The following is a 22542-nucleotide window of genomic DNA, read 5'->3' as shown; positions in this document are numbered from 1 at the left end:
ATATAAAGTTATTAATTCATTAAATCAAATAAGCTAGGTTCTTCTTCACTAAAAACCTTACTTCCAAACAATGCTATGGCTATACTTTTAACTGATTCACTTCTCTTGTATTTCAATGATCTTTCGCTATATCTAGTTTTATCTATTATTTCATCCCAACTTAAAGCATCTATATACTTATACTCTATTATTTCTTTATGTATTGGACTTAAATTATTTATAGATCTATCTATTTTAGTTATTAAACTACTTTCCTCTTCAATCTCCTTTTCTAATTCCTCTATCTTACTTAAAGTTCTTATAACCTCTTCCTCAACCTCTTTATATATCTTATTAGTTGGAGATACTTTTACTTTGTCATATGTAATAGCTTGTGTTGTATAATCACACTTTAAAGTTTCTTTAAGCTTTTTTAATTCTTCCAAATGTAGTTTTAATCCCCTATATCCTTTTAGCAATTTTTCTGTAAACTTTATACAATCTTTTTCTAAATCGTTAGCCATAACATCACTCCTATAAATCTTCTATAGTAACCTCTATCCTTGCTTCATCACTATATTGCTTACTAGCGTGTAACTCGCATATGTACCTATCATCTTTGAATGCTTTACCATTCAATCCATCTAATACAGCCTTAACCATGTTGTCTATATCTTTCTTTGTCGGTCTTAAATAGCTTGGTTTCTTAGGTTTTTTTGAATAAATATCTATACTTACTTTAATTAATCCATCAAAATAATGTCTCTTACCATACAAATACTTAATTGACTGCTCAAAGTATCTCGTTTTATCTGTAGTTCGAGCATGTCAATTATGGAATCTTGGCCTGTCCTTGCTGACACACTCTCCTGGTACTGTAAATTCTACTTTCAATAGTTCCCCCTCTTAGTTGCTTATATTTTAGAAGGTACTTATTATTTGAACAAAAGTACCTTCTATAAGCCAACTAAATCCATTTATAGTGGTCTTTCTTTGMTTTTAAGTCTGTGAYTATTYTAAATGTACAACCACATGACTCACAGAAATATACGTYATAATATATAATAACTTTATCTCTTCCCCTACGTTCTGTCTCTGTGACAGGTGTCCTTGTGTAATCATGTACATGATCATATTCACAAGGTATTTGTCTAAACATTCCACAATCCTCCTTCAGATAGATTGTTTGAATATACTCAACCTATATTTGTTATTTAAACAAAGTCAAAAAYAGCTTACAGTATTTATTATATTAATTTTCAACTTCAATTGATTATATCTTTTAATCCCTCTTCCCTATATCATCCTCAGTTAAATTATTCAGCCCTAATTGACTTCGAAAATACTCATTGTCTCTTTTAAGTCTTTTATTTTTTGAAACTATCTCATTGTGTTTTTTATAAAACCTCATTTGTCCTGACCAACGTCCAAGGCAGAACATAGAAATTAACGCCCCTATCCCTATAAAGACAAGTAATATTCTAGTTGCTATAATAATCATAAAGTTCTCCTTTCAAATCCCTCTCAGCCTTATTAAACGCTTCCCATTTACTGTAACCTTGAATAAGCCATAGATCTAAAGTTCTATCTATCAATATACTTAAATCACTTAATTCCATTTAAAATTCACCTCAAGTTCTTATTTTTCCACTAGTCATAAACAAATATGTATTATTAAATAAACTTCCATTACTTAAATAGCTGCTAACACGACAAGGTGTAATACCTATATCCTGTGATATTTCTTTATAGTTTCTATACTGTTTGAGTTCTCCTGTCTCTATATTTTCAACATATAAGAACCTCTTTTTCAAAATACTGTTAAATATATACTCTTTCATATCTTTTAAATTTTTGTACTTTGTAGGCTCAGCATTGAAATTAAAATCTATATACTCTTGTAATTCTTTTTTATTTAAAATCCCTGCTTCGTAAATACTTTCGTCAATCGCCGATATTATGCTGTGACATGTTTTCTTCTCAAATTTTGTAATGTTAATCATTCCTTTCTAGAGGGGTTGTCCCCCTACTATTTAAACTTTTCTCTTTGGCTCTTCCTAATGATCTCGTCCAGTTCATCTGATGAATATTGTTTAAATGATTCCTCAAAGTTATGGAAGCCTGTCTTTTTAGGTTTATAATTTGATTCTTTAGCATTATTTGTTTTCTTTGTCTTAGCTTCTTTTTGCTTCCTATGCTCAGTTTCATAAGCCTGCAATTGTTCATATGTAGTTATATCTCGTATACTCCATTTTCTTAATACGCCTTTAAGATACGCTAATTGTGTCGCTTCTTTCTCCACACAAATTTCTATTGCTCTTCTAAACAAAGGTAAATCTATTTCATTAGATGTCTCTATAAGCCAATCTCTTGTTGCTGGATATATAGGTGCTATGTTTTGCTCATATAGCCTTGCAAACTCTGCTATATTTTTATTCACAGTTTTATTTTCTTCTTCTCCTATATACATATAAGGTTTATTAATATTAATACTGTTACTATTACTGTCCTCATTAACGGTGTACGGTAAATAGGGACACGGTGTCGAATGTTGAAATTCCAATGTTTCTTCCGTGTCCTCTTTTTTGGTACACGGTTCAACTGTAGTGTTTTCAATCTTTTCAACCGTGTCACTATTTTTGGTACACGGAGGTATTTCTCCTATATTATCCGTGTCACTATTTTTGGTACACGGTTCAGTTATCCACATGTTGTTTATGTAACTTTTATCGAATACAATCTCATAAACGTTGTTATACATCTTGCCTTTGCCAGCTCTTCTTTGAGATACTTTTATATATCCTCTATCCTTTAATTCATTTAAATATTTTGTAAATGTATTTTTACCTATACTAAGCTCATGAGTAATTATGTCTCTTGATGGATAGCATGTCCCATTTGCTCCTGCCATGCTAGACAAATAGCTATATAAACCTTTTGCTCCTATGGATATGGTCTTATCTCTTGCCACCATCTGTGGGATTAAGCCATATCCATTGCTTAATATGCTATTGTTTTCGATCTTTACTTCTGTCTTTTCGCTCAATCCCACCACCTACTTTTATAATTCTGTAAAACTAGCTTGTTGTGCTGTATCTTCTTTTTCTTCTACCTCTGTAAAATCAGCATCTATTATTGGATTGTCTGTTTCCTTTGGTTCATATTTGCTAAGTATATCTAGCAGCTCGTCCACTTCTTCAAACTTTAACTCTTGTAAATCAAATCCGTTACTACTGCAAAACTCTTCTAACTTAGATGTATCTTTTATATTGTCATAGCTGTACAAACCTTTCATACTTGCAAGTTTTAATATTCCTTGTTTCTGTCCAGTACTTGCTTTTCCAACTTCTATAGGTTTCTCAGGTAATTTTTTATTAACTCCCATTTCTTCTTCTTGGTATAAACCTCTAAGTTCTTTTGGAAATGCCTCTCTTAATGCTTGTGACTGCGCTACTTTTCGTATCATTGTTGCGCCTTTATTTGACCACATATTATTTAATTTTCCATCTGATTTTTTCTGAGCGTATTCTTCAAAACTAGGAACAGCCCTTACAGGGAAATCTTTGTCCTTTAAATACACATCACACCATCCTGCAACTAATTCCTCACCTGGTAACTTTAAAGCTCCTTCACGCTCTTTTAATTCACCGTTTTTATCTATTACAACTACTCCTGCTTTCATTCCGTTAAAGTTAGGATTATCATATGCCCTTTTTATAAATACATCCTTACCAACTATAATTTGAGCTTGTTGGCTTCCGAATTTAACTAAGTAAGCATCCCTTACAAAAGGATTTAAGTTCTGTGCCTTACATAACTCTAGAAACATTAAAACTTCTTGATCTGTAGCATTCTGACCACCTAGGTAGTTCTTTACTGTCTCCGCTGATAATCTTTGACCACCCTCTAATGTAAATTCTGCTAGTGATAAGGCATTACTCTTCGTTAATTGATTACTCATTCTTTGCCCCCTCCATTTCCTTTATTAAGTATTTAAAACAACTTGTAAATCCATCTATGTAACTTCCGTAATATCCTTTGTTTTCTATTTCTTTTAGATGTGTCTTTAATTCTTCCAGTGTCCAACCTTCTTCATGTTTGATGATAAATGAGTCTAATGCTTTGCAATATCCTTGTCTGTATTCCGCCTCTGTTCCTTCACATTTGAAAAACTTTGCTTCTAACAATCTATTTTCTAATATTTTTTTTATATGCATCTATATCACACACCAATTCATCTACTGATACTTCTAAGTAATCAGCTATTTTTTTTAGTGTTAATACCCTTGGATTTTTTACTTCTCCTCTTAAAATTTGATATATCAAACTTTCATTTATATTTAAATCCTTAGATATCTTATAGGCAGTAACGCCTTTTTCTTTTAAAATTCTCTTTAAACCTACTGCTATTTCCATTTATTTACACCTTTCTTTTCTTAATGTATACTGTAATTACTTACAGTGAAGGGAGGTGAATATAAATGTCTACAAGTTATTACCCTAGCCCTATGGTTGAATCAGCTATGAAAATGCAACTTTTATTTCAGCGTCAAATGCAACCAATGTTTAACACAATTAATATGATGCAACGCAGTTTGCAACCTGTTATTGAAATGATGAACGGGTTACAGTTACAAGGTTTCTTCCAACCTAACCTTGCACTTATGAATCAGCTTCAAAGAATTTGGGCTCCTCCAGAAATCATTCAAAGTCTAATGGAACAAGCATATAGACAACAACAATTTTGGTCTGAGTTATTACAATCATTAGGGATACCCAGTGAACCAGTTTTTGTTGAAGAATGTACTATAACAGAACCAAAGAAACCTACTTTCTCTGAAACAGTTACTACTTACATTCATAGATGTAGAAATGCAATTTCAAAAATTCCGTTATTTAAAACAATTACTGCTGTAAATTCAATAATAAATATACTTAAATATTTTGGCATTGAAAAAGAAGAATTAGCTAAATTAGTTTACGGCTTATTAGAACAATTTTTAAGTTTTTTTAATAACTAATCTTTATGGGCTATGGATGGTTTACCATGATATAATCTTCATAGCTCATAACTTTTTATTTTTAACCATTTATGTTATAATTCATATACATTTATTTTTAATTAGCCATTGGCGTGGCTATGTTAGCAATACTGAACTGGTATGGGTATATCTCGTTCCAGTTCTTCTTGCTGTCTAAAATCCTTGTAACTTCTATCTAAAATTTCATTTACTGAAACTAAGTAGTCTTTAGCTTTGGACATCTTTGCTTCTACAACAAGTATTTCTTCCTTTTGATTCCTTATAGCTCCGTAACATCTTAAATCTTCGGTTCTCTTGTACTGGTCATTTAATTCTCCTAATCTCCTAACCTTACCAATTAAATCATCACCCATATTTTTTATGTCTATTTCAATTATTTCTTTAATTTGTAATGCTTCGTTCATTTAATTTACCCCCTTATTTTTATGTATTTTGATTGACTTTTTAAAAGCCTTAGCACCTTCCCAAGTTGCCTGTACATGCTGTATATTACATGCTTTTATGTATAGATCTAATAATTTACAGTTCATTTAATTACCTCCCGCGCTTGTCTGTTTTATTTATTTTCTAACTTTAAAATTCTATGATGTTGCTGACTGTTAACCTTTTCTAAATCTGCAATTCAAACGTATAAAAGATTAATGTTATAAGTTGCTATTGCTCCGATTGTTAAGCTTAATAATATTAAAAATCCTACTATAATTTTTGATAATTTGTTCATTTAGTTACCTCCTATATAAAGTCTTCCAAACTTCTACCATTTAATTTGGATACAAATTCATTCACATCTGTGCTTGTAATCATGTATTTATTACCGAACTTTGTTGCATCTAAATTCCCTTTGTCTATTATTTGCTTAACTGTAGTTATACTTGTGTTTAACACTACTGAAGCGTCTTTAACACTCATTAAATATAAGTTCGGATTATTCAATCTAGTTATCCTTTTCAATTCTTTGAACTGTTCATCTGTCATATTAACCCCTCCTAATTTAATGTATTAGCTACACCATATTTGATAGCCATTTCTTTTACTATTGCTACATATCCCTCTATCAAATGCTTATCATCTGCTATTACATCTAAGTTATTAAGCTTGTCCCTTTTAGATTTACAAACGCCATTCTCTGCTTGTCTGTACCTTTTATTAGTCAACCTTCTCTTTAAATCACAAGCCATACGTTGTTCTAATTGCTTGTATATCTCATTTCTTATATCTTTTATATGACTAAAGTCACCAAGTTTGCCGGCTATTGAGCTTATTATTCTGCTAGAGTCTGCTTTCCAATTAGTTGAATTAAGTGCAACTACATCTCTTATGTTCTGTAAATCTTTTTTGTTTTCAGCCACATCTTGTTTAATTTGTTTTTGTTCTAACTCTATATTGATTAGTAATTGTAGTTGTGGGCTAAGTGCTTGTGTATTTAGTGATGGGTTTTCTTTAACCTTGAAATATGTTTCTTCTAAATTGTCGAATTGTTCCCAGGCTTTGTCTGTGTCGAGGATCTTGCAATGCCTGTTTGCTCCTCTTTCTGTCCAAAGATACAAACTAGAAGCACGCTTACCAACTAGCTGATTATTATTCAGACAGTTATCAACTAAGCCAATGCCTTTGACTTGTTCATCAACGAGGTAACTTTCAGTTACTTCGTCCTTATTTCTTAGGTATTCATCATTTAGATGAGTAGCTTTAAAATCTTTTAATTCTTTGCCTTCAAGTAGGTAATAATGTTTACCTTCCTCGAAATTATCTTTATTTCTTTTGAAATTATTTCTAATATTTGCTGTATCTGTGCCATACACTTCTGCGAGTAATTCTGTTGTTATTACATTTTGGTTCTCGAATTTAATCGGTACTAGATTATTCATAATTTAATTTCTCCTTAGTTATTTTTAGATTCTTCGCTTTTTCTAAATAAATCCTTAAGATCGCATTCCGGGAAATATCTTTCTTGAATTTCAACAGCTTCATCATACGTAAATGGAAATCTTCCTTGGATTTTCAAATCTAGTGTTCTACGTGTCCTCTTAATTGTTTTTGCAACAATATCTTTGTTTATGTTTTTTCTTATAAATTCTGCTTCTAGATTACGATGCATATTTTCACCTCGCTTCAAATCTAAACCTTATTCGGTTCGTTATATCTATACTATAAACCTTATCCAGTTCACAGTCAAGCCTTTTTTCGTATAAATTTAATAATTTTGCTATCTTTATACCGAATTAAGTTCAGAATATGTTGAAATTTAATTCTACAGGTGATATCATAAAGAAATATAAGGAGGTTTTACAAAATGAATAAAACGGAGAAATTGAAAAAAATAATTATAGAGAGATATGGTAGTATAAGGAACTTTTCTAAAGTTGTTGATATCCCACCTACTACATTAATAGGTGCATTAGATAGAGGTATTGGTGGAATGGCTATAGATAGAGTAATCAAAATATGCGATACATTGAATATTGATATTAAAACATTTGACCCCGTTGAAAATATTGACCTCATAAAAACATTTGATATAAACGAAATAAAATTACTAAAAAGCTTCAAACAATTAAATGATAGTGGAAAAGAAAAAGTTATTGATAATATACAAGACTTAATTCAAATAGATAAATATATTATAAATAACAGTGAAATTAATGAGGCAAAAGATAAATGCGGAAAACAGGATAAAGTTAAGAAGTTAAACCTTAAAGAAGAACTTGCAAAACTTGACCCTATAGAAACTGTAGCAGCACATGATGATCATTGGAACAAACCAGGCGAATTGGAAAGAATCAAAAAAGACTTGTCTAAAATGGATGATTGGGATTGGTAGGTGATACTTTGAATATCTTCGAAAAATTAGAAGAAGAGGCTTTTGATAACGATATTTTAGTTAAAGAAATTGAATTTGATTCTGAGGCATGCGGTCTATATAAAAATAATAAAATTGCACTTAATAAATACAAGCTTAAAACAACAGCCGAAAAGGCTTGCACAATGGCTGAAGAACTTGGACATCATTATACTTCTTCAGGGTACATATTAGATTTAGACAAAATAGAAAGTAGTAAACAAGAATATAGGGCAAGATTGTATTCTTATAATAAATTGGTTGGTCTGAAAGGTTTGGTTGATGCTTACCTAGCAAGATGCCAAAGTATATATGAAATAGCTGAATACTTAAATGTTACTCCAAAATTCTTGAGCGATGCACTAGAATGTTATAAATCTAAATATGGTTTATATGCTGAAGTCGATAATTACGCAATTATATTTTATGAAGGGGATACAACTGATACCAATAAGGAATGGTACGGATATAAAATACTAGAAAAGAAAACTTTTTAAAATAATTCAAGAGTAGTAAACGCTACTCTTTTATATATAAAATTAAACAAACATACATTCTAACAAGGAGGTAAATATATGAAAGGAAGCGTAAGAAAAAGGGGTAAAAAATGGTATTATTACTTCGACCTCGGTATTGTAGACGGCAAAAGAAAAAGAGTCGAGCGTGTGGGAGGTAATACTAAAAAAGAAGCTGAAAAGGCAATGAGGGAAGCATTGAGTGAGTTCGATGATACCGGGCAAGTAATTGATGAATCTACTATGAGTTACAGCGACTATTTGGATTACTGGTATGAGAATTATGTTGAGTTGAATTGTAAAGAATCAACGCAAAAAATATACAAAAACAGAATCAATAAGCATATTAGACTAGGTTTAGGTTTTAATAAGTTGAATAGTTTAACCCCAGCACTGCTACAAGAATTTTTTAATAACCTTTATAAGCAGGATTATAGCAAAAATTCTTTTAAGGGTACTTCTGCTATTGTAAAAAATTCATTAGATTATGCGGTTAATCCTTTAAAATTAATTAAAGATAATCCTTATAACTATGTTATCAAACCTAAGTTTAAGAATATTAAAAAAGAAATTCAAACTATTACAAAAGAACAATTTAACATATTGCTTAAAAGGTTTCCTAAAGGTAATTTATATCACATACCATTACAAATAGCTTATTATACTGGAATGAGAAGGGGTGAAGTATGTGCCTTAACATGGGATGATATAGATTTTAATAAAAAAACTATTGATGTCAATAAAACAATGATAATCAATTTAAAAAGCGAATATGAATTAATTGAGCCGAAAACCCAATCGTCATATAGAATAATCTCTATTGGTGATAATTTAGTAAAAATATTAAGAGAGCATAAAATATATCAAAAGGAAATGAAGCTAAAACTAGGTGAGTATTATATAGATAAAGATTATCCTGTACCTAATATGGTGTGCACCAGTGATAATGGTACTTTTACAAAACATACTACTCTTTCTACTTCTATGTGTATAGTAGCAGAGAAAAATTTAGGGTTCGCGTTTAACTTTCATATGTTGAGACATACACACGCAAGCATATTAATTCAAAGTGGTGTTAATCCTAAAGATGTACAGTATAGGTTAGGTCATTCTAATATTAGTATAACATTAGATACCTACACTCACACTAGTGAAGAATCGAGAAGAAAGGTAGCTGATATTTTTGATAAACTATAATTTGCCACCATATTAACTATACGGTGGCAAATAGGTGGCAAAAACATCTTTATAATATTTTTCTTATTGCTATTATATTGAAATCTAAATGTTTTTATAGTTTTTCAATCCGTAATCTAATTAATCTATATAATTAATTTGTCTTACTGTTATGTAAGCACAGTACTTTTATACCTAGATATTTTAATTCAATCTATTTATCTTAATCATCGTAGTCGAACTCATCGTCTTCGTATTCAAAATTATCATCTTCAAACTCGAATCCGTCATCTCCAAAATTATTAGAAGAGGTATTGTCATCTTCTTCATAATCATCGTCATCATCGATGTAGAATTCTTCGTCCTCGTAATTTTCATCGCTTTCGTAGATAACACTTTCTACACTACTTCTTTTATAATCACGTTTTTTAGCGTTTTTTTGAGGCTCTGCAGACTCAGTTCGCAATAAATTCCCCAACATTTTCAAGTTATTCATGCTTCCTAAATTACCGAAATCTGCAAGTGAACTTAAACTAAATCCACCTTCTCCGAAATCATCTGGTAAAAATAACTCTGCAAATACATCTATTTTCTTTTTCATATCTAAAGCTTTTTTAACAGAACCTTTTTTCTTTTGAGGGAATACTTCTAAAATTTCCTTAATCATCATATTCTTCTTATCATCATCTTCCATATTTCTGAAAAAATCTGATTCAGAGTCCATATCTATGGATTCAATATTGTTTAGTTTTTTTATTCCACTTACTAAATCTAATATACTCTCGATTTTTATAAGTATTTTTCTCTCATCTTTTGACATATACTTTTTTGTTCTAGTTATAAGCTCCATTCCCATCTCTAAATCTTCATCGCTTAGCTCCATGATTTTCAAACCTTTATTGATATCATTTACATTAAATTTAAAATTATTCTTTCCAACATTAGGCATATCTTTGCCCCTCTCTTTTATACCTTTTTTTGCTTGTAGGCCCACAGCACTTTTAAATTTATCTTTATAATCAGATAGAGATATATCTCCGTTGCTAAGAAAAACAATCCCTATTAATAATAGTAAATTATTCAAACCAATGCCCCCTTGTGAATAACCCTTATTTTAAATTATGATTTTTTCGTTTTAATGTTCCTTTTTTATCTCCACTTGCATATATATTATTTATAGGTAATTTTATTTATATTAAATCATCAACTGTCTCTCACTAAATATTATTTCTATATATAAATAATATGAGTCAAATCCAATATATATTTATGAAAGGGGTTTTTTTATGAAAAAAATAGATAAAAGCTCTCTAGAAAAAATGGCCAAGGAAAAGAATATAGATAAAGGTAAAATAGAAAAAATGGCCAACAACTACAAAGACAAATCTGAAGATGAGCTTATGAGTGAACTCGTTAAGGTCGGAAAAGGTCTTGAAGGTAGAGAAGAAGTCGTTTCTAAATTCAAAGCATTTTTAGATGAGGAACAACAGAATAAATTAGATACAATTATGCAGAAGATATCTGCCTCTGAAGCTTCACAAAAAACTAAAAAAGCTAAACCTGAAAGAAAGAAAACTACGTCTAGCTCTAAAAATTTATCAAGTCCAAATTCGAAAAAAAGCTCAGGTAAATCGAAAGGACTTCTAGGAAAAATGAAAAAAAGCTCTCCTAAATAAAACTAAAAAAGAGTTATACCAAAAACTATTTTAATAAAATTCCTCTGTAAAGGAAATTTATTAATAGAATCATTGGTGTAACTCTTTTTTTTACATTTATATTATTTTCTTGTTATTACACTTTCTCTGTCTACTATTTTGTAAGGTAATTCTACTTTTTTATTCTCAATTTGTTCCTTATTTATAAGTTTTATTACCATTCTCATAGCTACTGCTCCCATATCGTACAGCGGTTGAGAAACTGTCGTAAGTTTTGGTCTGTATATCTTTGCTATTTTAACATCGTTAAACCCTGCTACAGATATATCCTCTGGCACTCTATACCCTGAATCACATATAGCATTTAAAGCTCCTATAGCCGCCTCGTCTCCCGTTACAAATGCTGCATGAGGTATTATTCCATCATCAAGTAACTCTTTCATACTATTGTAACCACTTTCATAATCCGTCTCTCCGTATTTAATTAAGGACTTGTCCGGCTCTATATCGTGCTTTTCTAACGCAGCCTCATATCCTGACAATCTTTCCATCTCTAATATAGTGTCTTCTTTACTAGTCATAATAAACGCAATTTTACTGTGACCTTTATTGATAAGGTGCTCTGTCATATCAAATGTAGCTTTTTTATTACTAGTACTTACTGTGTATATATCGTAATCTCTTGCAGTTTTACTGATGTATGTTGCAGGTATGCCGCTATTTTGTATGAAATTGACGTGCTCTTCACCGATTACCCAAGAAATAAGAACTATCCCTTCAACTTGCTTTGCTCTAAGTAAATTTATGCTTTTTAATTCTTGCTCTTTATCCGAATATGTATTGGATAAAAGTATATCAAAGTCGTACATTCTGGCAATCTCTTCTATTCCGTTTAGTATTTCGTTTACAAAAGTATCCGATACCTCTGGTACAATTACTCCAATAAGCTGGCTCTTCTTAGTAACCAAACTTCTAGCTAGTGGATTTGGAATATATCCAGTCTCCTTTATTACCTCTAAAACTCTTTGTTTTATCTCATCTGTAACAGGCTTTGAATCATTTATTACTCTTGAAACTGTCGAAATGGAAACTCCAGACTGTTTAGCAACATCTTTAATTGTAACTGTTTTTTTCATAAAAACTCTCCTCCTTTGTTCGTAGGTTATCTATTTAGAATTAATCTACTGATCTATTGAATAATATAAAAAGTCCATAATATGATAATAAAAATCACTTGATGTCAATATTATACCATTGCTTCATAATTCTATCCATTAAAAAAGTCGCCTAGAGTAGAAATAATTCTCTTTAGGCAACTCTTTATTAAATAAATACTATTTTCTAGCAGCCACAACCAGATTCTTCGCCAAAGAATCCTGAGCATGAGCAAACTATTAACAATAATATCAAGAATGGAATCCAATCGCAAATTTCTATTTCACTCCAGCAATCTTGGAAAACTAAGAATAAGAAGAATAATATTATTATCCACCATGATTCTCCACCGAAACAACCATCACCACCAAAAAATCTATCAAGCATAATTAAGTCCTCCTACGTAATATTTATAAAGTTTAAAGTAATTTTAAATCTAGAAACAATCTCCACAAGAACATAAGATTAATAATATTATTAGGAATGGTATCCAATCCATAATTTCAATTTCTCCCCATCCCTCACCAAAAGCTAGGAATAAGAAGAACAATACTATAATCCACCAAGCACCTCCACCAAAACCATCTTCGCCAAAGAATCTATCTAACATATAAGTTACCTCCTGTTGATATTTTGTTGAGCTTTTTGCTCTTGCTATATACTATGCAACTCATATAAATTGTGCTAATAATTTTTTATAATTTTAACAACATCCATCATCAAAATTAAACAATAGTAAAACTATTAATATAACCCATATCCAAATACTGTCATCGCACAATATGTCTTCTAATATATCAGTGCACAATACTAGAAATATCAAAACTATTATTATTAGCATTTTGCCATCTAAGAATCCGCCGCCATCACAACCGCATTTAGATCCAAAAAAACGTGACATATTCTCTTCTAATTTTGTCATAATAATCCTCCTTGAATATTAAGGGATTAATAATCCCTTTGCTTTAAATATATGACTTAGTGGACAATTATGATACATAATATATCTATTGGATTTTAAAAGAAACTATAGCATGTATAAACCTTTTTAGTTTCTATGCATTATTAGAACTAAAAAGACTTAATGATGTTTGCATCATATTTAGAGTATGATAAAGAAAGTTCTCCGCCGTTGGCATTATGTTGGCAATTATGGTAAATTAATTGAAAATGTTGATTGTAAGAATTCGATTCTGTTTGGATAAGCAATGGAACGTGATTACTGCAAACAAAAAGACCTGGATTAGCTTTCAGGCCTTTTTACATTATTAAATGAAGTTGGATGTATAATATGATCATCTATAGGATTTATATGCGATAACTCAGTATCTACTAGAGCAATGCCTCTTTGATATCACCAAAACTTAATTGTACATAGTTAGATGTAGATAAATTACACGCTCTTACTCCTAACTTTCTAACAGGTATGAAAGGTTGATGCTGTATTTTAAACAGTCATATGCCTTGTTAAATAGCTCGTTTGTTGTGTGACAAGTATCCTAAAAAATCACAGCTTTATGTAGTGTTTTTTTTTAAAATTTACATTAGAAGCGAATTAAATATAGATGTTAGATTTGAATTTAGAGAAGAGAAGTTATAAATTTCTAACGTATGATACTAGCGACCTTACATTATCTTTATTGGTAAAGTCCATTGGATTTATATAAGCATCTAACATCCCCTTAATATCCTCATCTCTATCTCCTTCTTTTATTCCCTTTAATTTGATTTTCAATATATTCATCATAACTTTGTCTATCATATTTARATTTTTATAATTGAATGCACCTCTTAAATAAAAATGTTTTATATCCTGTAAAYCTTTAAAATTCATTTCCTCAATAGYTTTTATATCTTCATCTCTTTCACCAGTTGAACATCCTACTGAAAATACTACAATATTTTTGTCTTTTAATTTATCAATATCTTTTGATATTACCTTAAATCCTTTTATATTTCCTGCATGTAACCATCCACCATAAATTATAGTATCGAAAATTTTTAACTTTTCTACTGTAGCATCCTTTGTTTCAATTAATGTACATCCTAAATCTTGTGCTATCCACTGTGCATATTTTTTAGTACTTCCATATCTTGATTCATAAACGACTGCAATATTTTCCATTATATTCTCCCCTTATTTGTTAGTGTAAATGAAATTATATTCATATTAATCTTTTATCACATTAAGATTAGAGTAATAGTACATTCTATTTTACACATTTCAGGCATATCACCTTGATCTATGATACCTTTAATTATTTCTTTTATAACATATATATTAGCACATATCTAATTTTATACAAATAAAAAAGGGAAAATTAAAAAAATGAGATTTAGAAAATGAATATAAAAGATGAAATAAACAGATATAGTTTCTTAAAGAATGATAAAGAGCTTATAGTTTCGCTGAGGCAACTGAATTATGGGGATTGAAAAGATTCTACTCTTAGAAATGCAGTTGCTACAGGCAAACTGATCAAGGATGAAGACTGCAAGAAATTCGGCTCAGTTGGATCGTTACAAAAGAAGCAATGGAACGTGAATATGGTAAACAAAAAGACCTGATTAGCTTTCAGGTCTTTTTACATCATCTAAATGCTGTAGGATGGATCACATGATCATCTTTAGGATTAATATGTGATAATTCTGTATCAACAAGATAAATCCCCCTTTGAACTGCAGAATGCCCGAATCTATAACGAAGCTTATCTATAGTATTATCAATCTTTTCATGTTTCTCTATTTCTTTAAAATTATCACCAAAACTCAATTGTACATAATTGGATGTAGATAAATTACACGCTCTTACTCCTAACTTTCTCACAGGTATAAAAGGTTGATGATGTATTTTAAACAGCTCAAAAGCCTTATTAAATAGCTCGTTTGTTGTGTGACAAGGGATTATAAGTTGTCCTTGTCTCTCATATGACGATAATGTCTCATCTCTTATTGTTATTTGCACTGTACTGCATACAAAACCATGCTTTCTAAGTCTCTCTGTTACACTCTCCGTAAGTTTATATAGTACAATTTTCACTTCTTCATCTGTTGTTAGATTCCTTTTTAGAGTTATAGAATTACCTATACTCTTTATGTCTGTACTAGAGTTGTAAAAGCTTACTGGAGAATTATCATATCCATTTGCGAAACTCCAAAGCTCTACACCTCTTTTACCTAATGTCTTCTTTAAAAATTCTGGCTTTGTATTTGCCAAATCCCCTATAGTGTTTATGTTGTATTTTAAGAATTTCTTTTTAGTAGCTCGACCAACATTTAATAAGTCCTCGACAGGCAAGTTCCAAACTTTATCTTTAAAGTTTTCCTTTAATATAACTGTAGTAGCATCTGGCTTTTTCATATCACTACCTAATTTTGCAAAAATCTTATTAAAGCTAACTCCTACAGATGCAGTAATCCCCAGTTCCTTCTTTACTCTATCTCTAATTTGATTAGCAATAGTCTCTCCGCCGCCGAATAGTTTTGTACTCTCCGTAACATCAAGCCAACATTCATCTAATCCAAAACTCTCAATTTTGTCTGTATAGTCTTTATATATATCTATTGCCAATCTTGAAAATCTAATATACTGATGATAGTTTGCTGGCACAATCACTAAATTAGGACATTTTTGCTTGGCTTGCCAAATTGGATCCCCAGTTTGAACCTTATATTTTTTAGCTTTGTAGTTTTTCGCTAGTATAATTCCGTATTTACTATCTCCCAGTGGACTAACTGCTAGAGGCTTATCTCGTAATGATGGATTATACAAGCATTCCACACTAGCGTAAAAGTTGTTCATATCCGAATGCAATATAACTCTTTCCATAAAATCACCTCATTAACTCAGAACATAAGTTCCGAATATATGTTCTAGTATATGCTTTAAGGTAGGTAATATTCCACAGGTAATTTATGTTATTATTTCATATTAAACCTTCATGACAATAAAACTTGGCTACAAAGAATTAAAAGAAACAAAAAGAAGACCTGATTTGGTTTTCGGGTCTTCTTTATTTATACACTCTGCGGATGCTTTAAAACTGGTTGCATCAAATTCACTTTGTCTTTTTTTATGATATCTTTTCTCATCGATAAATATTATAGTTATAATAATACGTATATAATTTTTGTATAACACTTTTAACGTCTTTATTATCTAAATTAATATATCTAATATTACAAAGACTTTTATTAAATTCTTTATCAGCAAAACTATTTCTATATTCTAAAGGAGTGCAGTTATATTCTTTCTTAAAAACCTTATAAAAGTAACTGGTACTAGAGAAGCCATTCATTAAAGCTATCTCTGTCATATTTTTATTGCTGTGTATAATCATATTTGTTGCTTTTTGTAATCTTATTTTATTTAAATAATTCTGAAATGACATCCCAACGTTATCTTTAATACAATGGGACAAAAAATAATAATTAAGATTGAATTCACTTGCTACTTCGCTAAATGTAATATCAGTATTATATTTTTCTTTAATAAAGTTTATTATATTATCAATTTTATTGTCTAACTCAAAATCGAATGAGTTTCATTCCCACTTATTAATATAAAATCATCTTCTTTGAGAACACTTGTTTCGTTCCTGATATTTACTTTTATACTTCCTTCTATAACTAATATAAACTCTAGTTCTTTATGACAGTGAATACTGCAACAGCTATCATTATAAAAAACTACATCAATTGGAAAAGAATTCTGGTCTACTTTGTTAATAAATTTATCATCGATTACGACTCACTCCTTGTTATTCATTAAGAATAATAAATTGCGATCTATAGATTCGTCTTTATTTGCTACAATAATATATATTAAGAATTTCATTGTTAAAAAATGTAGAATACCCATTGCTAATAAATATGAAACATATAAACAGTTAAATATATTAGTTAAATATTTCCATGAACTACATTTTAAATAAACTGAATACTTCAATCATACTTATAACTCTAATAATTAAATTTTTCTTGCATCTCCGCTGATAACATTAGTTTAATTCCTCTTTTATCAAATATATCCATATTTAGAGATAGTATGGTCAAATCTTTGGTTATATTTTATTATTCTACATACGATTCTGATAAACCTTCTTTATTATTTAGTCATAAAAAATAAAGAACATCTACATAAATTCTCAATTTTCCAACCGATGAATGCAGTAGAGAATAATAAATATAACCCTTCTTTATAATTAGCAATTAAGCTACACTTTTAGATATTCTCTACACTCATTTGGTAACTTATCTTCTCTAATACCTTTTAATACAGGCTGCCTTAATGAACCTCTATCGTTTGGCATGTACTCAACTGTGCATACTAAGGTTGGCTCAAGCCAAACAGCATCCTCATTTCCTGAACCGCTTGGAACTTCTTTTATCGGAGATACAGCAATTTCCTTGTATTTATATTGATTTAACTTTCTAAGACTCACGCCTAAAGTAACATGTCCTTTATATATCAATTCGTTTGCTTCATTATATTGGGCAATAATTAAACTAGTCATATTATTCTCTTTTAATATATAACCGCACACAACAAAATCTTCATCCTTCATGTATTTTATTTTGATCCAGTCTCTACTCTTCTTATCAAACCAATACTTGCTGTTCTTGTCCTTAGCTACAATACCCTCTAATTTTTGTTGTTCGGCTACTTGATATAGTGCTTTACCGTTAGTTTCTATATATCTAGATATCGCAAATCTATCCATTTCGTTTACTGTCTTTTCTAATAACTTCTTGCGTTCTGATAAAGGCAAGTCTGTAACCAAAGAATCCTTATAGTAGATTATATCGTATGCTATAAAAGATACAGGGTATTTCTTAGCGGATAGTTGCATTTTAAAAGGATCGCTTAATAAAGTCCTTCTTTGTAACTCATAAAAGTCTGGTACTCCGTTGTTCATTGCTATTAATTCGCCGTCAAGTATACACTTTTCATTTACATATCTATGTAGCTGGTCTAGTTCTGGAAACCTTGGGATCAACTTAAAATCTCTCTTATTCCTTAAATCTGTACTATCCTTATCTAAATATGCTATACATCTAATTCCATCTAATTTCAATTCAAATATATAATTCTCTGAGTCAAAAGCCTCCTGCATCTCCGCTATTAACATTGGTTTGATTCCCTTTTCATCGAATATATCCATACTATCTACCTCCTAAGAAGTAGTATGGTCAAGTAATGGTTATTTTAAGCTTTTTCTATAAATGTATCCAAATATTAATTAGAACATATATCTATAGTAAAACATCTAGGAGGTTTGCTATGTATGAAAATATTTACCCAAATCCTATTCAATTACAAAATTCAATAGATATGATAGGTGACTCTATAGAGTCTGAAAAGAAAGATGCACAATTTTATCAATGGCTGATTGATAATATTCCAGCCTCAGCTCTTAGTTCAAATCAAGTTAAGCAAATAAAATCTATTATAGAATCTATAAGAAACGATGAACTCAATCATAATAAAATGTTTCAAAATATGTATCATCAACTGACTGGCAACATAGTTACACCAATTGATGAAGAATTCATACCACCAGAGAGTTTTAAAGTTGGAATAACAGATGCTTTAATGGGCGAATTAGAGGCTGTTAAAAAATATAGACTTATAATGTCTGGACTGCCTTCTCTATATTATAGAGATATAGTTTTTAATATATTAACTGACGAATTAAGGCATGCTGGTTTATATAATTATATTTTTGCAAGCTTATATAATTTAGTTTAGTTCCATATTCTATTGCTATAAAGCCAAAAGATATTCCGTCATTTGGCTTTATTTTTATCTCTAAAACAACCTTCATCCACACCCCAGCATTAGCTTAATACCTTACCTATTTCATCGATTATATCCTTATAATTACCTCTTAATTTTTGTATGGTCAATGGCAGGTGATTTTAAGCATATTTATATTAACCTTATTGCATAGCTCTGCCCTTTTAATATTTTATATTCACATATTATTTAAAACTACATATTATAAAGTATCCATAAGATTTACTATAGTTATGGATTCCTTTTGAATTATATTGTGAGATCCATATATGACCATTGTCGTGTTCTGTGGATCATATTATCTTAATTCCTGTAAGCAGTATATAGTAAAGTTATGCCACCTTATTAAATATATAAGGTGGCATTTGCATTTCTGCTATTAATATTGTCTGAATTCCTTTATGGTGATTAATTTACACTATACACTAACTATTATGATAAAAAAGAAAAACATCCGCATGAAAAACGGATGTTTATATATCGAGACAACAATGGATATAAACTAGCTCTTTTATGTAATTCTGTTGTCAAAGATATTACTGATTAGACTTATATTTATTTTATAGCTATTCTCATATTATTATTATAACATTTAAACTTTTTAATTGGTTATTTAATGTTATAAATATATCTTTGTACTATAAGTAAATTAATGTAGCTATAACATCAGTTTAATTCCTTTTTCGTCGAATATATCCATATAATCACCTCTTAGGGGTAGCAATGGTGATGATATGATATCAACTTCATTTATTAATTGTATCCTAAGTGTTAATCAGAACATATATTATAGTAAAACATTTAGGAGGTTAAGTTTATTATGTTTGAAGAAATTTACCCAAATCCCATTCAAGTCGAACAGTCTATATATACAATAGGAAATTCCGTAGAATCAGATGAAATAATTATCAAATATTACCAATGGTTAATTGACAATATTCAATCTCTACTTGCTCCAGCACAGTATGATCAAATAACGAATCTCCTTGAAATAATACTAAAGGAAAGGATTAATCATAATAATATATTAAAAAATATGTATTTCCAACTTACAGGTAATGTTGTAAATATAGTAGAAAAAGAATTTGCTGAACCCGAAGACTTTAAAATAGAAATTATGGCGGAGTATATTAGAACTTTAGAGGATATTCAAAAATACGGACTTATTATGTCTGGTTTACCATCTCTTTATTATAGAGACTTAATTTACTCCATTATCTCTGATAAAATAAGGCATGCAAGTTTATATAATTATATACTTAATATAATAACAAATATAAAATAAATTAAAAAATAGGGTAGCAATTAAGCTACCCTTACTTACTATCTACATATATTTTCTACCTTCCAACCACTCAACAACTTTTCTATAAGTTTCTTTAAAGTCATTACCCACAAACTTTGTTACATGACCGCCGAACTTATCAATACTGTTACTAGCACCACCCCCTACAGTATACACATTATTTGTTGTGTGTCCTGTATAGTCTGCTATATCAATAATTGTAGATCTTGGTAGATATTCCTTCATTATTATAGCAACCGCTTTGTCTCTATCTCCACTATAGATTATTGCATTTTCATATGTCTGTGAAACTGGTGGAGTTGCAACATCTTCGTCTATCTTAACATCAAATAGCCCTTCTACAATTGCTTTGGCCATTCTCTTAGCATCATAGATTTTAATATCATCTAAATCATCTAAGAAACAACATTCAACAAGTAACATTTTCTTTTTAGTTTTTCTTATAACTGCTTTACCGCTTCCATCTTTTAAACCTCTATTTTTAAATCCTCTTTTTTCTATGCTCTTGCAAATTCTATCCGCCTCTGGGTTACTGGCATTAGGATTATAAACAAGCACTTCTACTCCTGTTGTACGTCCATTTCCTCTTTCATCCTTTGCGCCGCTGTTAAAATGTATACTTAAATTTATATCTGCATTTACTCCATTATGTTTGGCGACTAATTTATTTAATATATCATTTTGGCTTGTACCATTGTCTACAGTACAATCATATATTTTATTTACATAGGGCTTTGCGTATTCTTTTATATATTTAACTACTAATCTATCTTGTGTACTTTCTTTTGTAATTATAGTATTAGATCCATTATATACAACACCTACAGCACCAGAACCAGGCTTACCATCTAATCCATGTCCTCCGTGTACTGCTAAACTATTATATTTAATCATAATATCTCCCCTTTCTTATTGTTTAAATTGCTTAACTGTTTGATTAGCACCTATAGCCACACCCCAACACAAGATACCTTGCATAATTGCAGTTACAGAGAATCCTACAATACAAGTACTAAATACTATTCCGATAGCTAATAAAACAATCGGTATGTATCTATCTTCTAATTTAGGTATACTCTTACATGCTACCCCTAATACATTTAGAACAACTACAATAATAAATAGTTGTTCTGGTATAAAACTCATAATATCCATAAAATCACCCCTTCTATCTAATTAATCCAGATTGCACCATATATATAAAAAACCCTATAAGCGATGTTATTATTACACCTACTAACCATTTAAGTACGCCTGTTAATCCCTTTAAATCACTACATAATGTTTCTATTTGTATAGCAAAAGCAGCTTGTTGCTGTTCTAGCTTATCTAATCTTTCCGAGTGGTTATCGATTCTACATTTATGTGTATCAATTTGATGTTTAATCAGTTCCTCATTCATTTATTCATCTCCGAATCTTTATAATTTGTATATGGGATAGACTAATCTACCCCAAAATTTGCAATAAAAAAACACCACATAAAGCAGTGCTTTTTCTTGAATATATAATACACAATGCAAGATATTGAGAAACAGAATTATGTGAATACATAATCCTGTATAAGTATTATATACAATTATTTTATTTTAATTTAAAAAACTAAAAATACCTTTAAAGTTATTATTCAAAGGCGTTTTAGTATAGGAAATTAAAGCACTAAACACTGAAAGAATAGAGGTTAGTCGAAATTATTTCAGTGTTATTACAGTATATTAAATCGTCCTTGATGTTATGCAATAAAAAAGCACCTACAATTGTAGATGCTTTTAGGAATATTATAAAATGTAGAGAGAAGCACTGTTAAAGGCGAACCTTCTCAAGCTACGTTTATATTATATACAATTATTTTATTTTAATGCTAAAAAACACCTCATGTGTTAAAGATGCTTTTTAGTGTTGACAGAATAATTTTTATAGTCTATTTTTTTATTTTATTATATTATATTAAACTACCCTTGATATTTGCAATAAAAAGCACCTACAAGTGTAGATGCTCTTTGAGTTCAGTGAATATAATATAACAATCTAGTTAGCACTATATAATTAAGAGGTGATTATTTACTTAGTGCTATTA

At 30.0% G+C, this 22542-nt stretch carries 33 protein-coding genes and 1 pseudogene; 7 read left to right on the top strand and 27 right to left on the bottom strand.

Translation table 11 applies throughout. From position 1 onward, the window contains the following. Positions 1-11 precede the first annotated feature (11 nt). The 9 genes and pseudogenes from T473_RS0112560 to T473_RS0112515 all read right to left on the bottom strand — a co-directional run bounded on the left by T473_RS0112560 (position 12) and on the right by T473_RS0112515 (position 4395). A complete protein-coding gene (locus tag T473_RS0112560) occupies positions 12-503 on the bottom strand; it encodes a hypothetical protein (protein ID WP_024622214.1) in 492 nt (163 codons plus the stop codon). A gap of 10 nt (positions 504-513) precedes the next feature. Then, positions 514-789, bottom strand: a pseudogene (locus tag T473_RS16845) (RusA family crossover junction endodeoxyribonuclease); the annotation flags it as partial. Between the two features lie 472 nt (positions 790-1261). Next, positions 1262-1480 carry a hypothetical protein gene (locus T473_RS0112545; RefSeq protein WP_024622212.1) on the bottom strand — a complete coding sequence of 73 codons (219 nt, stop codon included), beginning with the start codon at positions 1478-1480 and terminating at the stop codon, positions 1262-1264. Further along, the gene (locus T473_RS18570) at positions 1461-1598 is read right to left on the bottom strand and encodes a hypothetical protein (protein WP_161627563.1); all 138 of its coding nucleotides are present in this window, start codon (positions 1596-1598) and stop codon (positions 1461-1463) included. Before T473_RS18570 ends, T473_RS0112545 begins: the two co-directional genes overlap by 20 nt. 12 nt (positions 1599-1610) lie before the next feature. Next, positions 1611-1982, bottom strand: coding sequence for a hypothetical protein (locus tag T473_RS0112535; protein WP_024622211.1), 372 nt, complete (start codon positions 1980-1982; stop codon positions 1611-1613). A gap of 26 nt (positions 1983-2008) precedes the next feature. Beyond that, positions 2009-3025: a helix-turn-helix domain-containing protein gene (locus T473_RS17390; RefSeq protein ID WP_024622210.1), complete on the bottom strand. Its 1017-nt coding sequence runs from the start codon at positions 3023-3025 to the stop codon at positions 2009-2011. A 15-nt stretch (positions 3026-3040) separates the two neighbouring features. Further along, the gene (gene bet / locus T473_RS16835) at positions 3041-3940 is read right to left on the bottom strand and encodes a phage recombination protein Bet (RefSeq protein WP_024622209.1); all 900 of its coding nucleotides are present in this window, start codon (positions 3938-3940) and stop codon (positions 3041-3043) included. Then, positions 3933-4196, bottom strand: coding sequence for a hypothetical protein (locus T473_RS0112520; RefSeq protein WP_024622208.1), 264 nt, complete (start codon positions 4194-4196; stop codon positions 3933-3935). The genes bet and T473_RS0112520 overlap by 8 nt, the downstream gene beginning before the upstream one ends. After that, entirely contained in the window at positions 4168-4395 is a 228-nt protein-coding gene (locus T473_RS0112515; protein ID WP_024622207.1) for a helix-turn-helix domain-containing protein, read from the bottom strand. The genes T473_RS0112520 and T473_RS0112515 overlap by 29 nt, the downstream gene beginning before the upstream one ends. Before the next feature lie 65 nt (positions 4396-4460). On the opposite strand from T473_RS0112515, the gene T473_RS0112510 reads away from it, so the two are divergent. Then, positions 4461-5000: a hypothetical protein gene (locus tag T473_RS0112510; RefSeq protein ID WP_024622206.1), complete on the top strand. Its 540-nt coding sequence runs from the start codon at positions 4461-4463 to the stop codon at positions 4998-5000. A 122-nt stretch (positions 5001-5122) separates the two neighbouring features. Here T473_RS0112510 and T473_RS0112505 read toward each other — a convergent pair whose 3' ends face one another. From T473_RS0112505 to T473_RS0112480, 5 genes are all read right to left on the bottom strand, one after another. Beyond that, positions 5123-5425, bottom strand: coding sequence for a hypothetical protein (locus tag T473_RS0112505; protein ID WP_024622205.1), 303 nt, complete (start codon positions 5423-5425; stop codon positions 5123-5125). Next, positions 5426-5551 (bottom strand): hypothetical protein, encoded by a 126-nt coding sequence (locus tag T473_RS19450; RefSeq protein ID WP_278246366.1) that lies wholly within the window; start codon positions 5549-5551, stop codon positions 5426-5428. It lies immediately after the preceding gene. 202 nt (positions 5552-5753) lie between these two features. Continuing rightward, complete coding sequence (locus tag T473_RS0112490) at positions 5754-5996, bottom strand: excisionase family DNA-binding protein (protein ID WP_024622204.1); 243 nt, start codon at positions 5994-5996, stop codon at positions 5754-5756. An 11-nt stretch (positions 5997-6007) separates the two neighbouring features. Next, a complete protein-coding gene (locus T473_RS0112485; RefSeq protein ID WP_029791777.1) occupies positions 6008-6889 on the bottom strand; it encodes an ORF6N domain-containing protein in 882 nt (293 codons plus the stop codon). 14 nt (positions 6890-6903) lie between these two features. After that, positions 6904-7119, bottom strand: coding sequence for a hypothetical protein (locus T473_RS0112480; RefSeq protein ID WP_024622203.1), 216 nt, complete (start codon positions 7117-7119; stop codon positions 6904-6906). Positions 7120-7314: 195 nt separating this feature from the next. Here T473_RS0112480 and T473_RS0112475 point away from each other — a divergent pair, with 195 nt between their 5' ends. The 3 genes from T473_RS0112475 to T473_RS0112465 all read left to right on the top strand — a co-directional run bounded on the left by T473_RS0112475 (position 7315) and on the right by T473_RS0112465 (position 9572). Then, the gene (locus T473_RS0112475; protein WP_024622202.1) at positions 7315-7842 is read left to right on the top strand and encodes a hypothetical protein; all 528 of its coding nucleotides are present in this window, start codon (positions 7315-7317) and stop codon (positions 7840-7842) included. A gap of 8 nt (positions 7843-7850) precedes the next feature. Then, a complete protein-coding gene (locus T473_RS0112470; protein ID WP_024622201.1) occupies positions 7851-8357 on the top strand; it encodes an ImmA/IrrE family metallo-endopeptidase in 507 nt (168 codons plus the stop codon). 78 nt (positions 8358-8435) lie between these two features. Next, on the top strand, positions 8436-9572 hold the full coding sequence (locus tag T473_RS0112465; protein ID WP_024622200.1) for a tyrosine-type recombinase/integrase: 1137 nt from the start codon (positions 8436-8438) through the stop codon (positions 9570-9572). 202 nt (positions 9573-9774) lie between these two features. Here T473_RS0112465 and T473_RS0112460 read toward each other — a convergent pair whose 3' ends face one another. Next, positions 9775-10635 carry a hypothetical protein gene (locus tag T473_RS0112460; protein ID WP_024622199.1) on the bottom strand — a complete coding sequence of 287 codons (861 nt, stop codon included), beginning with the start codon at positions 10633-10635 and terminating at the stop codon, positions 9775-9777. A 202-nt stretch (positions 10636-10837) separates the two neighbouring features. On the opposite strand from T473_RS0112460, the gene T473_RS0112455 reads away from it, so the two are divergent. Next, a complete protein-coding gene (locus T473_RS0112455; RefSeq protein ID WP_024622198.1) occupies positions 10838-11227 on the top strand; it encodes a hypothetical protein in 390 nt (129 codons plus the stop codon). A gap of 101 nt (positions 11228-11328) precedes the next feature. On the opposite strand, the gene T473_RS0112450 is transcribed toward T473_RS0112455, so the two are convergent. The 9 genes from T473_RS0112450 to T473_RS0112410 form a co-directional block, all read right to left on the bottom strand. Further along, the gene (locus tag T473_RS0112450) at positions 11329-12342 is read right to left on the bottom strand and encodes a LacI family DNA-binding transcriptional regulator (protein WP_024622197.1); all 1014 of its coding nucleotides are present in this window, start codon (positions 12340-12342) and stop codon (positions 11329-11331) included. Positions 12343-12547: 205 nt separating this feature from the next. Further along, on the bottom strand, positions 12548-12748 hold the full coding sequence (locus tag T473_RS0112445; protein WP_024622196.1) for a hypothetical protein: 201 nt from the start codon (positions 12746-12748) through the stop codon (positions 12548-12550). A 49-nt stretch (positions 12749-12797) separates the two neighbouring features. Further along, positions 12798-12971, bottom strand: coding sequence for a hypothetical protein (locus tag T473_RS18900; protein ID WP_152522310.1), 174 nt, complete (start codon positions 12969-12971; stop codon positions 12798-12800). A gap of 93 nt (positions 12972-13064) precedes the next feature. Beyond that, positions 13065-13283 (bottom strand): hypothetical protein, encoded by a 219-nt coding sequence (locus tag T473_RS0112435; protein WP_024622195.1) that lies wholly within the window; start codon positions 13281-13283, stop codon positions 13065-13067. Between the two features lie 672 nt (positions 13284-13955). Then, the gene (locus tag T473_RS0112430; protein ID WP_024622194.1) at positions 13956-14486 is read right to left on the bottom strand and encodes a flavodoxin domain-containing protein; all 531 of its coding nucleotides are present in this window, start codon (positions 14484-14486) and stop codon (positions 13956-13958) included. Between the two features lie 465 nt (positions 14487-14951). Beyond that, positions 14952-16190 (bottom strand): DNA polymerase IV, encoded by a 1239-nt coding sequence (gene dinB, locus T473_RS0112420; protein WP_024622193.1) that lies wholly within the window; start codon positions 16188-16190, stop codon positions 14952-14954. Between the two features lie 259 nt (positions 16191-16449). After that, positions 16450-16830, bottom strand: coding sequence for a helix-turn-helix transcriptional regulator (locus T473_RS20180; RefSeq protein ID WP_416387003.1), 381 nt, complete (start codon positions 16828-16830; stop codon positions 16450-16452). Between the two features lie 53 nt (positions 16831-16883). Further along, a complete protein-coding gene (locus T473_RS20175) occupies positions 16884-17060 on the bottom strand; it encodes a cupin domain-containing protein (protein WP_416387002.1) in 177 nt (58 codons plus the stop codon). Between the two features lie 517 nt (positions 17061-17577). Next, positions 17578-18525, bottom strand: a complete 948-nt coding sequence (locus T473_RS0112410) for an ATP-dependent DNA ligase (protein ID WP_024622191.1) — start codon at positions 18523-18525, stop codon at positions 17578-17580. 119 nt (positions 18526-18644) lie between these two features. Between T473_RS0112410 and T473_RS0112405 the strand changes: the two genes are divergently transcribed. Continuing rightward, complete coding sequence (locus T473_RS0112405) at positions 18645-19112, top strand: ferritin-like domain-containing protein (RefSeq protein ID WP_024622190.1); 468 nt, start codon at positions 18645-18647, stop codon at positions 19110-19112. A gap of 868 nt (positions 19113-19980) precedes the next feature. Further along, the gene (locus tag T473_RS0112400; RefSeq protein WP_024622189.1) at positions 19981-20445 is read left to right on the top strand and encodes a hypothetical protein; all 465 of its coding nucleotides are present in this window, start codon (positions 19981-19983) and stop codon (positions 20443-20445) included. Positions 20446-20487: 42 nt separating this feature from the next. On the opposite strand, the gene T473_RS0112395 is transcribed toward T473_RS0112400, so the two are convergent. Genes T473_RS0112395 through T473_RS0112385 form a run of 3 tightly spaced genes read right to left on the bottom strand, consistent with a single transcriptional unit; the run spans position 20488 to position 21868 of the window. After that, positions 20488-21360 (bottom strand): N-acetylmuramoyl-L-alanine amidase, encoded by an 873-nt coding sequence (locus tag T473_RS0112395; protein ID WP_024622188.1) that lies wholly within the window; start codon positions 21358-21360, stop codon positions 20488-20490. A gap of 15 nt (positions 21361-21375) precedes the next feature. Then, a complete protein-coding gene (locus T473_RS0112390; RefSeq protein WP_024622187.1) occupies positions 21376-21621 on the bottom strand; it encodes a phage holin family protein in 246 nt (81 codons plus the stop codon). Positions 21622-21634: 13 nt separating this feature from the next. Then, complete coding sequence (locus T473_RS0112385) at positions 21635-21868, bottom strand: hemolysin XhlA family protein (RefSeq protein WP_024622186.1); 234 nt, start codon at positions 21866-21868, stop codon at positions 21635-21637. Positions 21869-22542 lie beyond the last annotated feature (674 nt).

Source organism: Clostridioides mangenotii TR (genome assembly GCF_000498755.1).
Classification (GTDB): Bacteria; Bacillota; Clostridia; order Peptostreptococcales; family Peptostreptococcaceae; genus Metaclostridioides; species Metaclostridioides mangenotii_A.
The sequence above is the reverse complement of the archived record's forward strand: the minus strand, read 5'-3'. Positions and strand labels throughout refer to the sequence as shown.

What these genes read in the sequence shown, in the direction of transcription:
- T473_RS0112405 (WP_024622190.1), top strand. Translation starts at nt 18,645, where the DNA reads ATGTATGAAAATATTTACCCAAATCCTATTCAATTACAAAATTCAATA.
- T473_RS0112445 (WP_024622196.1), bottom strand. Translation starts at nt 12,748, where the DNA reads ATGCTTGATAGATTTTTTGGTGGTGATGGTTGTTTCGGTGGAGAATCA.
- T473_RS0112435 (WP_024622195.1), bottom strand. Translation starts at nt 13,283, where the DNA reads ATGACAAAATTAGAAGAGAATATGTCACGTTTTTTTGGATCTAAATGC.
- T473_RS18900 (WP_152522310.1), bottom strand. Translation starts at nt 12,971, where the DNA reads ATGTTAGATAGATTCTTTGGCGAAGATGGTTTTGGTGGAGGTGCTTGG.
- T473_RS0112520 (WP_024622208.1), bottom strand. Translation starts at nt 4,196, where the DNA reads ATGCATATAAAAAAAATATTAGAAAATAGATTGTTAGAAGCAAAGTTT.
- T473_RS0112560 (WP_024622214.1), bottom strand. Translation starts at nt 503, where the DNA reads ATGGCTAACGATTTAGAAAAAGATTGTATAAAGTTTACAGAAAAATTG.
- T473_RS0112485 (WP_029791777.1), bottom strand. Translation starts at nt 6,889, where the DNA reads ATGAATAATCTAGTACCGATTAAATTCGAGAACCAAAATGTAATAACA.
- bet (WP_024622209.1), bottom strand. Translation starts at nt 3,940, where the DNA reads ATGAGTAATCAATTAACGAAGAGTAATGCCTTATCACTAGCAGAATTT.
- T473_RS0112400 (WP_024622189.1), top strand. Translation starts at nt 19,981, where the DNA reads ATGTTTGAAGAAATTTACCCAAATCCCATTCAAGTCGAACAGTCTATA.
- T473_RS0112395 (WP_024622188.1), bottom strand. Translation starts at nt 21,360, where the DNA reads ATGATTAAATATAATAGTTTAGCAGTACACGGAGGACATGGATTAGAT.
- T473_RS0112510 (WP_024622206.1), top strand. Translation starts at nt 4,461, where the DNA reads ATGTCTACAAGTTATTACCCTAGCCCTATGGTTGAATCAGCTATGAAA.
- T473_RS0112475 (WP_024622202.1), top strand. Translation starts at nt 7,315, where the DNA reads ATGAATAAAACGGAGAAATTGAAAAAAATAATTATAGAGAGATATGGT.
- T473_RS0112465 (WP_024622200.1), top strand. Translation starts at nt 8,436, where the DNA reads ATGAAAGGAAGCGTAAGAAAAAGGGGTAAAAAATGGTATTATTACTTC.
- T473_RS0112505 (WP_024622205.1), bottom strand. Translation starts at nt 5,425, where the DNA reads ATGAACGAAGCATTACAAATTAAAGAAATAATTGAAATAGACATAAAA.
- T473_RS0112410 (WP_024622191.1), bottom strand. Translation starts at nt 18,525, where the DNA reads ATGGATATATTCGATGAAAAGGGAATCAAACCAATGTTAATAGCGGAG.
- T473_RS19450 (WP_278246366.1), bottom strand. Translation starts at nt 5,551, where the DNA reads ATGAACTGTAAATTATTAGATCTATACATAAAAGCATGTAATATACAG.
- T473_RS0112385 (WP_024622186.1), bottom strand. Translation starts at nt 21,868, where the DNA reads ATGAATGAGGAACTGATTAAACATCAAATTGATACACATAAATGTAGA.
- T473_RS0112480 (WP_024622203.1), bottom strand. Translation starts at nt 7,119, where the DNA reads ATGCATCGTAATCTAGAAGCAGAATTTATAAGAAAAAACATAAACAAA.
- T473_RS0112450 (WP_024622197.1), bottom strand. Translation starts at nt 12,342, where the DNA reads ATGAAAAAAACAGTTACAATTAAAGATGTTGCTAAACAGTCTGGAGTT.
- T473_RS0112390 (WP_024622187.1), bottom strand. Translation starts at nt 21,621, where the DNA reads ATGGATATTATGAGTTTTATACCAGAACAACTATTTATTATTGTAGTT.
- dinB (WP_024622193.1), bottom strand. Translation starts at nt 16,190, where the DNA reads ATGGAAAGAGTTATATTGCATTCGGATATGAACAACTTTTACGCTAGT.
- T473_RS0112455 (WP_024622198.1), top strand. Translation starts at nt 10,838, where the DNA reads ATGAAAAAAATAGATAAAAGCTCTCTAGAAAAAATGGCCAAGGAAAAG.
- T473_RS0112535 (WP_024622211.1), bottom strand. Translation starts at nt 1,982, where the DNA reads ATGATTAACATTACAAAATTTGAGAAGAAAACATGTCACAGCATAATA.
- T473_RS0112545 (WP_024622212.1), bottom strand. Translation starts at nt 1,480, where the DNA reads ATGATTATTATAGCAACTAGAATATTACTTGTCTTTATAGGGATAGGG.
- T473_RS0112490 (WP_024622204.1), bottom strand. Translation starts at nt 5,996, where the DNA reads ATGACAGATGAACAGTTCAAAGAATTGAAAAGGATAACTAGATTGAAT.
- T473_RS18570 (WP_161627563.1), bottom strand. Translation starts at nt 1,598, where the DNA reads ATGGAATTAAGTGATTTAAGTATATTGATAGATAGAACTTTAGATCTA.
- T473_RS0112515 (WP_024622207.1), bottom strand. Translation starts at nt 4,395, where the DNA reads ATGGAAATAGCAGTAGGTTTAAAGAGAATTTTAAAAGAAAAAGGCGTT.